Raw genomic sequence first — 14,131 nt, 5'->3', positions numbered from 1 at the left:
GCTGCATAGAATGGGAACATCACTTTTACTTTGATCAATTGGATCAGGACATACTATGCGTGCTTTATTTTCGCAACAAAAATTCTTATTTGAGATATTTCTTATTGCAAGCTTATTGTTACTGCAAGCTTGCGGCTCATCAAGCAAGTCTTCACCGACAACTGCAGAAACCAGCTTTAATGTGATGCTCAACTCTTTTGAAGGTGGAGAAGTTCAATTTTCTGGACAAAACAGTTGCAGCGACAGTTGCACGCGCAGTTACAGCGAAAACGCATCGGTAACTCTCACCGCTGTCGCGGATCAAGGATACCAGTTTACTCGCTGGAACGGTGATCAATGCGACAACTCGGCCAGTACCACTTGCAGCTTTACCATCACCAGTAATGTGACGCTAACGCCTTTATTTTCTCAGGTTTCTACGAATCAGTTTACCTTGAGTGTTACGGTAGATGGCGAAGGAAACGTCAGTGATGGCCAATCCATAAACTGTGGCAACAGTTGTAATGCGCAATATTCTGAGGGCAGCAGCATCACCCTAACCGCCATTGCCAACAGCGGGTTTCAATTCGACTCTTGGAGCGGCGATGTGTGCACGTCGGAAAACAGCAATAGTTGCAGTTTTAATTTAAACGGAAATTACAACGTAACGGCACATTTTGTGGCTGAATCGAACGATTGCACAGAAACCAGTGTTCTTTGTGTCGATGATACCGCTGGCTCGCAACAAGAATACGATCGAATCCAGGACGCCATCGATGATGCGGTCGCTGGCGATATTGTCTTAGTGTTTGCTGGCACCTACGAAGGATTTAACGTAAACAAGAGCGGTACATCAAACAGCCGTCTGGTTGTAAAAGCGAATGATGACTCGGTCATTATTAATCGTCACGGTGATGCCACCGATGCCATTATTCGCATTACTGATGCGAATTACGTCACCGTCGAAGGATTTCGAGTCAACAATACCGACAACACCCATTTTGGATTAGCCGCACGAGGCGCTTCGGCCACCTCTCCCATGCGCGGAATCATTGTTCGAAACAACCGTGTGTTTGATTCCCCTTCGACCAATATTTACCTTTCGCAAGTTGCCGACTCTCTAATTGAAGGCAATACCGCGGCCAACTCCAGTGAAAGCCACGGCATTTATCTAGCGAACGGCGGCTCTGATGACACCACTCTGCGCGGTAACATCTGCTATAACAACGCCAAAAACGGCATTCATTTTAACGGTGATCTGAGCGTAGGTTCCGGTACCGATGGACTGCACACCGGCATTATTATGGAGCAGAACCATTTATACGATAATGTTGCCAATGGCATTGATATGGACGGCGTTCAAGATTCCATCATTCGCAACAATTTGATTTATCGAAATGGCCGCCATGCCATTCGTGGTTTTTTGATCGATTCGGCCGCTGGCCCAGAAGGTTTCCAAATCTATAATAATACCGTAGTGAATAACGGTGGTTTTTCAATCAAGTTTTCGGACGATACCGGACAACACATCATCTTTAACAACATACTGCTGGATGACGATGGCAGCATTTCATTGCAAGACAGCAACTTTCAATCCAGTTACAACATCACCACCAATACTTTTCGGTTAGACAGTAACTCGGATGGCCCAACGGTATCCTTAACCGAGTGGCAGGCGATGGGTTACGACGCACAATCGTTTATAGCTTCCATTGCCGATGTATTCACCGATGCCAATAACGACGACTATACGCTTTCAACGAACAGTCCCGCTATTGATGAAGGAACGGATTCTTTTGGCTCAGTCAGTGCGCCATCAATCGACATCAATGACAACAATCGACCTTCAGGAAGCGCACACGATATCGGTGCATACGAAAAACAATAACAATCAATTAAAAGGCTCAACGCTCGTTGAGCCTTTCTGTATTCAGACTCCATTTGCGACAAAGAACATTCAATCTGCTCGACTGAAACCATCGCTTCTATTAGGATCAATCACCTGGTGATTCGAAGTAGGTTCAATGTTTTGTCAGCAAAACTAAAAAACATTATCAAACAAGTTGTTTATCGGTTGGGTATACTGGATCGCTTTCATCGGATCCGCAATAAACGCAGCCTTACTGTCGTTTTATTCCATCGTGTCCTTCCTATCGATGATCCACGCTGGCGACAAGCGGATCCTGTCTGGACCGTCAGTGACACATTCTTCAGAGACTGCCTAACGTTCTTTAAACGACACTACAACGTTATTAACACCGATCAGCTTTTAAAGGTGCAACAAGGTATTCCGTTGCCCGATCGCGCCCTTTTGGTGACCTTTGATGACGGTTGGGCCGACAACTTGCAATTCGCGAATAACATCGCTCGAGATGAAAACATCAGACCGTTACTGTTTGTTACCACGGACGCCATCGGAAAGCCCATGTTGAGTTGGCAAGAAACGTTTTTCAGCGGCTGGCGATGTGGGCTTCTTCAACCACATCATCTAGCGCAAATTAACGCCATCACCGCACAAGAACATCGATTACCGGAGTCAGATGCTGAGGCGTATCGGTTGGTCCATCAACTGCAAACGTTCAGTCCAACCCATCGGCAACAGCTAATGGAGCTGGCTGAATCCCTGCTGACTCAATTACCCGAAACGCCGCAAATGCTCAGTCTAGAACAGTTGCAACAACTTTCACAAAAACAATTTGATATGGGCACGCACGGCGTGGTCCATGAACCCTTAACGCAAGTTGATCAGCCAAAAACGCAATTGCAGCTTGCAAAACAGCAACTGGAAAACATGCTACCCGGTCATACGGTTTACAGTATGTCTTTCCCACACGGGGTCGTCAGTAAGCCGCTCATTGCCGATGCGAAAGAGGCGGGTTATCGACTCATTTTTACCGGCGATACGCTATTGAATGTCTCTGACATAGCTAGCACGCAGTTGTTAGGTCGATTTAATGTCGAACAGGCCGACTTAGTGAATGAACAGGGGCACTTTTGCGCAGCGAAAATGGCACTTTACCTTTTCCGACGCCCCATCGACAATGCCAATCGAAAGTGGCAGTTTGACACATAAGCACAACGATAATTCTGTGCTAACATAGCGCACAATTAAAACTACGAGTCAGGTAAATGGATATGCTCAGCCGGATTAAAACGCGATTAATGGCTTCTGTCGGATTAAATCGCCCACAAGTTAAAGAGTTGGATCAGCAAGCTTGGGATGAACTTTACAATAATGGAAAATGGGATTACCTGGATCAGTTATCCGAGCTCGCTCATTATTCGCTTATTGTCGGCTATACCCAGTACGTGCTTAATCAAGGCCGCATACTCGACGTTGGATGCGGTCATGGGGTGTTGCAGCAACGATTATCGGTACTCCCTTATCAACATTACACAGGCATTGATATTTCTCAAACGGCAATCGATAAAGCCCAGAAATTCAGTCATCAAAACACTCAATTTATAGCGACCGATGCCTCTCTCTTTAATGACAACACGCGCTACGACGTCATCATTTTTAATGAGAGTTTGTATTGTTTCGACGACTGCTTAGCCATACTCAAACATTACGAACAATTGCTCAGCCCAGATGGTCACTTCGTCGTTTCGATGCATGTTCAAGAAGTCAGTCTGTCGCATTGGCGTTTCATCGATAAAACGTATGAGATTCTCGATGCTGTCGAATTGACCAATGCCGAAGACGTCTCTTGGAAATGCAAACTGCTACGCCCTCAGCGAACCCAATCAAGTAAAAATATTTCGTGATGAGATTACCAGAATTCCGAGCTACAATTGTCCTTATTCACATATTTCGGTAGACTAGCGCTCCTTGCGGTATTCATCGCAAAGTTAGGCAGTATAACCCAATGACAACGAATCAAGGACGTGAGCAACTATGTGCGGCATAGCAGGGATTTTAAATCTAACTGCCAACTCCATCGTCACCAATGAGTCGGAACTTAAAGCAATGGCCGATGCCATTGTTCATCGTGGTCCTGATGAAAGTGGTGTTTATTTGCAACACCCCATTGGCTTGGCTCATCGCCGTCTCAGCATCATTGATCTTTCCACTGGCCAGCAACCGATGCATACCGCGGATGGTCGTTTATCGTTGGTATTCAATGGCGAAATATTCAATTACCTAGAACTGCGTGAAGATTTGATCAAACGCGGTTATTCGTTTCAGACGCAATCCGACACTGAAGTTATTTTGCATTTATACGCGGCATATGGCCTCGATTTTGTTGATCATCTGAACGGTCAATTTGCGATTGGACTCTGGGATCACTCCCAACAAAGGTTGGTACTGGTGCGCGATCGGGTGGGTATCTGCCCCCTATATTACAGCCTAGACCAAGGCCGACTGCTGTTCGCCAGTGAAATCAAAGCCATTCAACCAGCACTTAATCAGAAACTGTCGTTAAATACGGCAGCGCTCGATCAAATATTTACCTTTTGGGCCCCCGTCAGTCCCAACACAATTTTCGAACAAGTAAACGAAGTATCACCCGGCCAGATGTTGATCGTCGAAAAAGGCGAGGTAAAAAAGCAACAATACTGGGATTGGGATCTCAATCAAAACGAATATTGGAGCAGCGACGAAGAAAAGCAAGCTGAACAATTGCATGACTTGCTGATCGATGCGACCCGAATACGTTTGCGTGCCGACGTACCGGTCGGGGCTTATTTATCAGGCGGACTCGACTCTTCGGTTCTGGTTGCCATGATCCACCATTACGGAGACTGCCCACTTCGCACCTTCTCCTTGAACTTCAGCGAAGCCGATTTCGATGAAAAGTCTTATCAATCGTCGCTTATTGATCACCTTAATGCCGATCATTCGCACTTGTTGGTCAACACCGCAGACATCGCCGAGCACTTTGCCGATACCATCTACCATACCGAATCACCCATTTTGCGTACGGCTCCGGTACCCATGGGTATGCTGTCAGGATTAGTGCGCCAGCATCAATTCAAAGTGGTGCTTACTGGTGAAGGAGCTGACGAAGTACTTGGAGGCTATGATATCTTTAAAGAAGCCAAAGTGCGTCAGTTCTGGGCCAAAAATCCGACTTCGGAATTTCGTCCACTGTTACTGAAAAAGCTTTATCCTTATCTCACTTTGCCCGACAGTGGTCAGGGCACTTATTTAAAACGCTTTTTTGGAGAAGCCTTAGAGCAACCCGATCATTTAGCGTTTTCACACTTGCCGCGTTGGAGCACAACCGCCAAAGCAAAAATGTTCTATTCCGATACCTTAAATGCTGAGCTCAATGATCGTGCAATGGATACCATGATGAGTTCACTGCCAGCTGCACTGTCAAAGATGCACCCGTTTCAGCGAGCACAATACATTGAAGCCAAATCACTGATGGGTGGTTATTTGCTTTGTTCTCAAGGTGATCGCATGTTGTCGAAGCATTCCGTAGAAGGCCGCTTTCCTTTTCTCGATCATCGTGTCATCGAATTTGCCAATCGAATACCACCAAAGTTCAAAATGAAAGCACTCAATGAAAAAAACTTGCTGAAAAAAGCCATGAGTCGCTACTTGCCGGAAGGTATCCTAAAACGGCATAAGCAGCCTTACCGCGCACCCGATATGAAAGCCATGAGCGGTCGTTACCTGCCCGACTCGTTGCGCCAATTTCTAACGCCCGACGCCATCAATAAAAACGATTTGTTTAATGGCGCTAAAGTACAGTTTTTGTTAAAAAAGGCAGACGCCGGAAAAGCATTGTCGATCCCCGAGTCGCAAGCTTTGGTCGGCATACTGTCAACCCAACTGCTGATAGAACAGTTTATGTAACACACTCTGAAGGAACCGAAAAACAATGACCGAAGTCGCAACCCACTACGAACAGCAATTAAGAACCTTTATTCTCGAAAATTACCTGTTCACCGACGATCAAAATCAGCTTCAAAATGATGTCTCCTTTCTCGATAGCGGAATTCTCGATTCTATGGGCATACTTGAACTGATCACTTTTCTCGATGAAGAGCTTTCCATTAAAGTCGAAACCAACGAGATGATCCCTGCCAACTTGGACTCCATCAACAATCTGTTGGCCTTTATTAAGAAAAAGCAGGGGTAAATTTGTACTCCAAGCAACAAAAAAGGATGACGGCGGTATGAGTACCACCAGCCTGGTGCGGCGTTTTTTGGAAGTTTGTGAGTCGCACAGCGATGCCATGGCACTGCAAGACAAAAATCAGCAACTCAGTTATCACTCACTGAAGCAGAAAGTGGATCGAGTCGGCAGCTATTTCACCGAGCTCGGGATTCAACCTGGTGATCGTGTTGCCCTGGTGATCGATAACTCCATCGACTACGTCATCGCTTTTTACGCTATTTGGAAAGCCGGTGCCCTGGTGGTCGCACTGAACCCCCAAGCCAAGTTTCATGAAATTGAAAAGCTGGTACATCAGTCTGGCGCTAAATGCTTACTGATTGATAAGCTCACTCACGCCAATTGTGAACAACTCACTTCTCTCGATATCCAACTCATTACTTTCAGTGCCAATGAATTGGAAGAAGTACATCACTGGTCGGCGGCTCTGGAGTGCCAAGCTCAGCACAACTGGCATATCCCGCAACCCAATGACTTTGCGCAAATCATTTACACCTCCGGTACCACAGGCAACCCCAAAGGCGTATTGCTGAGTCATCACAACCTGCTGATGAATATTCAGGATATCGTTGATTATCTTGCATTAACCGAACAAGACAGCGTACTCAACGTGCTTCCGTTTCATTACTGTTACGGCAACTCAGTTTTACACACACACATATATGTCGGCGCCAAGGTGATTTTGGCAGGTTCAATGGCTTTCCCTCAAGAAATTGTCAATACAATGCACCAACTCAAAGCCACTGGCTTTTCTGGCGTACCTTCTACTTTCAGTCTGTTTTTGTCTCGGTCTGACTGGCCGCAAAATCCGCCCCCGCTTCGCTATCTAACACAAGCCGGTGGCCCTATGGGAAAAGACCTGACCGAAAAATTGTTGGCCAGTTGCCAACCGCAAACTCAACTGTACGTCATGTATGGGCAGACCGAAGCGACCGCTCGAATCAGCTATCTGCCACCACAGCGATTACCCGATAAGCTCGGTTCGGCCGGTATTCCACTGAAACATGTGACACTTCAAATCCGAAGCGAACGGGGCTTACCACTTCCAGCAAACGAAAAAGGCGAAGTTTACATCAGTGGCCCCAGCGTCATGCAGGGCTATTGGCAAAATGAACCCGCAACCCAACAAACACTGAAGGATGGATGGTTAAAAACCGGCGATCTGGGTTATTTGGATGACGACGGTTTTTTGTTTCTCGAAGGCCGTAACAGTGACATGATCAAAGTCGGTGCCCATCGTATCAATCCAATGGAACTGGAAGAAGTGATCAACAAGCTAGACTTCATTCAGGAGTCTGCCGTCGTGGGTGTTGAAGACGACATTCTCGGACAAAAACTGCGTGCTTACTTAGTGGGTGAAGCTTCAAAAGAGCACTTATTCACCGTAAAAAAACACTGCAACCAATATTTACCGGCGCATAAAATACCGCGCGAGCTGGTGTGGGTAAAAGCGTTACCAAAAACAGCCAGCGGAAAAATCAAACGCTTTCAATTGACACAAGACATGGAGAACCAACAATGACCGATCAATACGGACTCGCGCCAGAACTGGCGATAGATTTCGATCAGGAAGTAGAAAAAATCACCAGTAAAATGCGTCAAATCCTGAGTCAGGATCTGCACCGACGCGGATTTGTGATTGCCATGTCGGGTGGTATCGACAGCTCCGTTTGCGCCGCATTGGCGGTAAAAGCGCTGGGACCCAAAAAAGTATTTGGGCTGTTGATGCCGGAAAAAGACTCCTCATCAACCAGTGGCGATCTCGGAAAATTGCTGGCAGAACACCTAGGCATTGAATACACCGTCGACAATATTGCTCCAACACTCGATGCCATTGGTTGTTATCGTTGGCGTGACGATGCCATTCGACAAGTGTTCCCGGAATACACCAGCGAATGGAAAAATAAAATCGTGATTGCGGGTGGCATTGACGGACAAATCAATCATTACAACATTGTGGTAGAAAATCCACAGGGTGAACGCTTTGAGCAAATGTTGCCTTTGAAAGCCTATTTAACCATAGTCGCAGCCACCAACCACAAGCAACGCATTCGTAAAACGCTCGAATATTTCCATGCCGATCGCTTAAATTACGCAGTGATTGGAACGCCGAATCGCCTGGAATACGATCAGGGCTTTTTCGTCAAAAATGGCGACGGCTCAGCCGATATTAAACCCATTTCGCACTTGTACAAATCTCAAGTATACGCCATGGCAAAACACTTGGGTTTACCTGACCCTATTTGTAGCTCGACACCGACAACCGACACCTACAGTTTAGAGCAAGGCCAAGACGAATTTTATTTTGCATTACCTTATCAAAAAATGGATTTGGCAGTGTGGTATTTTAATCACAACAAATCGGCCGCTGAATTAGCTGAAAAAATTGGCTGTAACGAACAACAAGCCGAATACATTTATCAAGATATTAAAGCCAAACGAAAAACCACGCGCTACTTGCACCTTGAACCGCAAATGATTGAAAAAGTTGAGCTGTAAAACATGGACCGGCAACGCACGCTGATCGATAAATTTTATCATCAATACAAAGACGCCTTTTTTGATGACGTGCCTGCTAAAGCAAACGATGCTTTGCTGGAGTTTCAGCGTGCCGAGTTTGGGAAAAACTCTCGTCAGCAAAACGAACACTTTAATCAATGGTTGTACCAACGCCATCCTGATAACAAACGGATCTACTGTTTGCAAAACGAACAGGTTGTAGGCCAGCAAAGCGCCATCGCCATACCTTTATCGATTCATGGCAATGTGATCAATGGTGCTTACGCTATTGATTTAAGGGTACGCGCAGAGTGGAAAATGAAAGGCCTCGGTGTGGCCATGATCGGTGCTCTCATGCACCGATATCCTTTTCTCATTGGGCTAGGTATCTCTGACGAAGCTTTTACCATGTTTAAACGTCAAGGTTGGCAAGATATGGGGCAGATCGATTACATGGTCAAACCATTGAGTTTTAATGCACTGGATGCTTCCGCCAATGACGATCTGAAAAGTAAACTGAAAAAAAGAGCGGCTACCGTTTACTCTCAATGGTCCGAACGAATCAATAAAAGTGATTTCCGTAAGTTTCAAATCAGTACCATTGATACTTTTGACCAAGCGCACGCGGACTTGTATCGAGCTTATGAAAATCGTATCACACAAGCCAAGTCCACATCTTACTTAACCTGGCGCTACCACCAGTCCACGCATTGCCAATACCAATGTCTTCAATTAAAAGATGTGCATAACCAACTGGTCGCCATGGCAATGGTAAAACAAGTCACCGAAAATGGACGGTCGACTCTACAACTATCCGAAGTAGTCGGAGAAAAACCGATTTACCCAATTTTAATTGATCATTTAATCGAGTGGAGTAAACAACATAATATCGATTTGTTGCTTTACCATGGGTTAGAGTCGGAATTGTATTCGATTTTGAAAACGCGTGGTTTTATTGAGCGCCCTTACGGTGCACGCTTTATGTTTTATACTCAAGATCCAAAATTAACAGAACAACTGCAGAACAAATCGGATTGGCGGATCTGTTTTTCTGATTCCGATATTGATTTCTAAGGCGCGCCTGCAACATTAAAGTATAAATGCATTGGGGTATTTAGAAGCCTACGTTTGAAAACAACAATGCATTCGCAGACGCTATAAGGCACCGTAACTTACAATTCTGAGTGTGTATCCACTGCCAACGCCAGCATCCATTCACTATTTAAATGGTAAACAACTTGGATTGGCAACATCTGATTTTGAAAACGAATTTGAAACCGTTCATTTTTCTGATCAATTTCAATATCCTTTAAGTCCAAAAACTGACCTAATCGCGGCGAAAGAATTTTAACGATGGCTTCTTTGATACAAAATATAAACAAAGCAGGTTGTATCCCCTCAGCCAAACGCTCTGCCAGTACCTGTTCGTTTTCGTAGCTGATCATTTCAGCATCCGGTAACGACTCATTACAAAATACCAGGTCAACGCCCAACGCGCGAATCGTGTTACTTTTCGCAGCCACCGCCAATGCAAATTCCTGATGATGCGTTAAGGTTGCACTGACACCTTCGGGCAACAATGGTTCACCAAACGCACCTCTCAGTATGGAACCACTAAACGAACTATCCAATTGCAAAATGCACTCTTTTAAGCAGCGACGACCAGTGGCAAACTCGTATTGACGCTTCGGCACAGCATTTTCTATCAGCTTGAATTCGTCAGCCGTAACATCCACCATGGGTGTAATCGACTGAACACTCGTTACCATTTTTGCCGGAGCGACTTGCTCTGTTAATTGAGCGAGTTCTCGTTGCAATCTTGAGATCGACATCTATTCGTCTGCCGTAGCAATACTTTGCATAAAATCGAGTTCCGCCTGTTGATAAATCGTATTGCGATGACTCGCCCATAATTCCTGTATTTTTTGTTGGTTACAAACTTTACGATCCACCAGCACGCGAGTATGCAATTCGCCGCGCGGTGTCGGGCTCGGACACTTGGCGTAGACAAACTCGTTAGTGATTAAATCCATATAAGGGCCACACTTGCTGGTAGGCATAATAAACACCAGTTGCAAACCCAGCGAATCGGTTAAGTATTGAATCACCTCACGCGAGCGTGTTTCATCCATCTTTGAAAAAGCTTCGTCAACCAATACCATTCGCAAATGCGATTTACCTTCACTAAACCGAAACGCACTGGTGATCGCTGCCGCGCGAATGATATAAGCAGGTGTTTCCAACTGACCACCAGATCCCGTACCATACTCCGACAATGGAATAGCCGGTTTTCCCTCGACTTCTTTGTAAATTTCATACCGATGGTAATTTCGATAATCGGCAATACGATCCAATTCTCGCAAAGCTTTGTCTTCGTCTTCATCCAATAACATAGTCATCAATCGGTCGCGCACTTTTTGCGACGAATTACTTAAACTTGCATCGAATAAAGTTTGTCCGTCGCCTAATTCAGGACTGCGAATGATCTCTTCAAAAAACTTCGAGTACTCCTTGTATTCCGGCAACCACTCAAAATCGAATCGAAACGTTTCTCGATCATCACCAAACCGATGGTATTGCAGCTCATGATTGAGGATCTCAATTTGTCGTTTACCATCGTTAATTGCTTGATGGATGGAGTGACACAGGTTGCTGACAAACGCGTTATTAAAACTTTCTTTCAGCTGTGTGAGCTGTCCGTGTTTTTCCACCAAAATATTGTTTTTTAATCGATTATAAATGGAGTCGATTTGACGCTGCAGATTGCAGATCGTTTTGAACAACGACTGATTGTATTCGCCATTAAACACATCATAAGCAATCGCATCACCCGGCATGCTGTTCTGATTATGTGTTTTAATGGCTTCGTCCAGCTTGCGTTCACTGGCATGCAATTGCGTTTCTAAAGATTCCAATTGCTGGTGAGCCAAACTTTCATCCAAATTTTGAGCCTGTTGATCGGCCAACTCAAGACGCTCGTTAAAGTCCACTTCGGGCCAAATTTCACAAATGGCTTTTAAAGACAGCTCGCACTCTTCCACTCTTTGTTGAGTACTATCTTGTTCGTCTGCAATTTTGCGAATGGCTTTTTTCAGGCTGGAAAGCTTTTCTTCCAACTGGCCAATTTGTTTAATTAAGGTATCTTCTTTAATACGTAACGCTTCTTCTTGTGACTTAAATTCTAAAAGCTTTTCTTCCAGTAAAGAATGATCACCCAAGTCAATTTGTTGAATTAGATTTTCCAGCTTTTGCAATTCACGATGACATCCCAACATTTGCGATAACACATCCGCCAAGTTTAAGTGCTTTAATTGTTCAATCGATTTCAACAATTGCTTTAGCGCCAGCATTCGATCACGAGTGAGTTGCCATTGTTCGGTTAATCGAGTAAGTTCGGATTGTTTGGCAAGCGCCGCACGTTTTCGTGCTTCAACACCAAACACCAGATCAGACTCATCAATATCACAGCGCCATAATGCATAGTTACCCGATGCCAAACAATCCTGCGTTACGCCGCGACGGGTCATTTTTAAAGTCTCAGCATCATCAACACAAATAACCGCACCATAACTGGCGATTAAATAATGTTTGGCTGTTGCATGTGAAAACGCCAAAACGTGCGTTATCGAATCGGGATCAAGCGACAAACGCTCAGCATCACGATAAGCTTTTTCTCCCTGGATCACGCGTGCTTTACTCGCGCGTCCAGGCAAACCACGAATAACACGAATTGCATCCGCTTCAAACTCTGGTTCCACAATGATGCCGAACCGAGCGCCACCCATATAACCTTCAATAGCCGCTTGCCATCGTGTATCCGTCACCTCAATATGATCGCAAAGCACGCGTGGATCGGCTTTCGGTAAAGCTTGTTTAATCGCTTCGATCGCTCGAACAACATAATCGGGATAAGTCACTTGATGTTGGTCGAGTTTTTCCAACTCCTTTAGTTTATTTTGGCGTTCACGAGCGATACGCTCATAGTCGAGCTCTAGCCGCGACAGTCGAGACGCAATTTTCTTAGCCACACTGGGTTCATCACCTTTTGCGAAAGTCCAAAAGTTTACCCATTGGTGTTGTGAAGATTGTAACGCTCTAACAGCATCCAGTTGTTTCTCCAACATCTGAATGTCATTCATCAAATCTTTGCCCATCAATGCTTGGATATCTAACGGATCGGCTTTTACCTGCTTTTCAAACTGTCGAGTGATCTTTAAGCTATCATTACTCATCAATTCGATCATCGCTTGCTGCGTATCTTGCGACTTTAACGATTCGAGAATTTGCGAACATGCGGTTTTACTGGCTTGTAACTGTTGATCTTCGGTAAGTAATAGTTGCGCCAATTGGGAAAGCTTTTTCTCTTGTTCCTTAATGCGTTTGCTTAACTCGTCTTTTTCTTGCAATGCCGTAATACCCAAGCGCTGTGCTTCCAATGCGACTCGCTGCTCATGCAGTTGTTCACGACGATCACGGGTAATTTCAATGGAGCTTTGATGCTCTTTGATTTGATCTTCGCAATATTTTTGCTGATCTTTATTGGATAAATAATGCTTTTGGCGTGTATTAAAATCGTGTTGTGCTATTAAATAATGCTGATATTGAAACTCCACCCATTGATCGATGTATTGCTGAGAAAAACCGCTGGCCTGTTGCAAAATATCGATGGACGCCGTTAAACGGGCAGCATCACGCTCCATACCATGAATGGTTTTTAATTGTCCGGAAATGGATCGAATGGCTTCACCCAGATCCTTTTTTTCGAGTATTTCTTCCGAAACAAAGCGATCAATGCTTTGTACTGGTTTGTAAGCCATAAACCGAGAAAAAGCTTTGGCAGCGTTTAACGCTTCATTTTCACCAATGGCGTCTTTCCTACCTCGCAATGCCCCGTACAAGCGCCGTAAATAGGCTCGCTTGGTGTCGTACTTTTCAACATTATTGTTACCAAAATGCTGGATCAATGAAGTGTGGCAATTCTCTAATGTCAATATGCTTTTATTGCCTCCTAGATCGAGAATCAGGTGCTCGATGCCTAATTGGCTGTCTTCGAATTGGTTTTTAACAATGTAAAATTGAAGTGTGTCTTGCTTGGGTAACGTATTTTTTCCGGCTTTTTCGATGTAAGCTCGTACCGCTAACATTGCAGCGAACGGTACCGCATCTTCATTGTCAGTCGGATGAAATAGACCAACAATGTAACCGTCGGTCGGATTCAAGCGTGCATAACTGCCATCGTCACACCCAAGAATGTAGGACGCCAAAGTACGTACTTTTTTACCGCCTCGACCGCGTTGTGTGGTTTCGTCCTGACCCGGGTTAAACTGAAACAAGTTTTCATGCGCGGCCGTCATTAACGTTTGGATCGCATCGGCTGCTGTTGTTTTACCGGAACCGTTACCGCCAGAAAAAAGATTCAGTGGACCAAACTCAAACTCTGAATTCGGTAAATTGCCCCAGTTAATTAAAATTAATTTTTTTAGATACATAATAGTTTTTTTTGCACGTAGGATGGGTGTAAA

At 44.9% G+C, this 14,131-nt stretch carries 10 protein-coding genes; 8 read left to right on the top strand and 2 right to left on the bottom strand.

What is annotated here, in order from left to right; translation table 11 throughout:
- Positions 1–55 precede the first annotated feature (55 nt).
- The 8 genes from ACTUJY_RS15525 to ACTUJY_RS15490 all read left to right on the top strand — a co-directional run bounded on the left by ACTUJY_RS15525 (position 56) and on the right by ACTUJY_RS15490 (position 9,683).
- A complete protein-coding gene (locus tag ACTUJY_RS15525) occupies positions 56–1,867 on the top strand; it encodes an InlB B-repeat-containing protein (protein WP_463617028.1) in 1,812 nt (603 codons plus the stop codon).
- Positions 1,868–2,008: 141 nt separating this feature from the next.
- On the top strand, positions 2,009–3,052 hold the full coding sequence (locus ACTUJY_RS15520) for a polysaccharide deacetylase family protein (protein ID WP_463617027.1): 1,044 nt from the start codon (positions 2,009–2,011) through the stop codon (positions 3,050–3,052).
- Between the two features lie 56 nt (positions 3,053–3,108).
- Entirely contained in the window at positions 3,109–3,747 is a 639-nt protein-coding gene (locus ACTUJY_RS15515) for a class I SAM-dependent methyltransferase (protein WP_463617026.1), read from the top strand.
- 130 nt (positions 3,748–3,877) lie between these two features.
- Positions 3,878–5,788, top strand: coding sequence for an asparagine synthase (glutamine-hydrolyzing) (gene asnB, locus ACTUJY_RS15510; RefSeq protein ID WP_463617025.1), 1,911 nt, complete (start codon positions 3,878–3,880; stop codon positions 5,786–5,788).
- 25 nt (positions 5,789–5,813) lie between these two features.
- Entirely contained in the window at positions 5,814–6,074 is a 261-nt protein-coding gene (locus ACTUJY_RS15505; protein ID WP_463617024.1) for an acyl carrier protein, read from the top strand.
- Between the two features lie 37 nt (positions 6,075–6,111).
- The gene (locus tag ACTUJY_RS15500) at positions 6,112–7,632 is read left to right on the top strand and encodes a class I adenylate-forming enzyme family protein (RefSeq protein ID WP_463617023.1); all 1,521 of its coding nucleotides are present in this window, start codon (positions 6,112–6,114) and stop codon (positions 7,630–7,632) included.
- Positions 7,629–8,609: an NAD(+) synthase gene (nadE, locus tag ACTUJY_RS15495; protein WP_463617022.1), complete on the top strand. Its 981-nt coding sequence runs from the start codon at positions 7,629–7,631 to the stop codon at positions 8,607–8,609. Before ACTUJY_RS15500 ends, nadE begins: the two co-directional genes overlap by 4 nt.
- A 3-nt stretch (positions 8,610–8,612) precedes the next feature.
- Positions 8,613–9,683 (top strand): GNAT family protein, encoded by a 1,071-nt coding sequence (locus tag ACTUJY_RS15490; protein WP_463617021.1) that lies wholly within the window; start codon positions 8,613–8,615, stop codon positions 9,681–9,683.
- Positions 9,684–9,781: 98 nt separating this feature from the next.
- On the opposite strand, the gene ACTUJY_RS15485 is transcribed toward ACTUJY_RS15490, so the two are convergent.
- Positions 9,782–10,441 carry a 4'-phosphopantetheinyl transferase family protein gene (locus ACTUJY_RS15485; protein WP_463617020.1) on the bottom strand — a complete coding sequence of 220 codons (660 nt, stop codon included), beginning with the start codon at positions 10,439–10,441 and terminating at the stop codon, positions 9,782–9,784.
- Positions 10,442–14,098 (bottom strand): ATP-binding protein, encoded by a 3,657-nt coding sequence (locus tag ACTUJY_RS15480; protein ID WP_463617019.1) that lies wholly within the window; start codon positions 14,096–14,098, stop codon positions 10,442–10,444.
- Between the last annotated feature and the right edge of the window lie 33 nt (positions 14,099–14,131).

The sequence above is a fragment of the Pleionea sp. WD8-19 genome, from assembly GCF_055326765.1.
This window is presented reverse-complemented; position numbering and strand designations above follow the sequence as displayed.

What these genes read in the sequence shown, in the direction of transcription:
- ACTUJY_RS15485 (WP_463617020.1), bottom strand. Translation starts at nt 10,441, where the DNA reads ATGTCGATCTCAAGATTGCAACGAGAACTCGCTCAATTAACAGAGCAA.
- nadE (WP_463617022.1), top strand. Translation starts at nt 7,629, where the DNA reads ATGACCGATCAATACGGACTCGCGCCAGAACTGGCGATAGATTTCGAT.
- ACTUJY_RS15505 (WP_463617024.1), top strand. Translation starts at nt 5,814, where the DNA reads ATGACCGAAGTCGCAACCCACTACGAACAGCAATTAAGAACCTTTATT.
- ACTUJY_RS15500 (WP_463617023.1), top strand. Translation starts at nt 6,112, where the DNA reads ATGAGTACCACCAGCCTGGTGCGGCGTTTTTTGGAAGTTTGTGAGTCG.
- ACTUJY_RS15480 (WP_463617019.1), bottom strand. Translation starts at nt 14,098, where the DNA reads ATGTATCTAAAAAAATTAATTTTAATTAACTGGGGCAATTTACCGAAT.
- asnB (WP_463617025.1), top strand. Translation starts at nt 3,878, where the DNA reads ATGTGCGGCATAGCAGGGATTTTAAATCTAACTGCCAACTCCATCGTC.
- ACTUJY_RS15490 (WP_463617021.1), top strand. Translation starts at nt 8,613, where the DNA reads ATGGACCGGCAACGCACGCTGATCGATAAATTTTATCATCAATACAAA.
- ACTUJY_RS15525 (WP_463617028.1), top strand. Translation starts at nt 56, where the DNA reads ATGCGTGCTTTATTTTCGCAACAAAAATTCTTATTTGAGATATTTCTT.
- ACTUJY_RS15515 (WP_463617026.1), top strand. Translation starts at nt 3,109, where the DNA reads ATGGATATGCTCAGCCGGATTAAAACGCGATTAATGGCTTCTGTCGGA.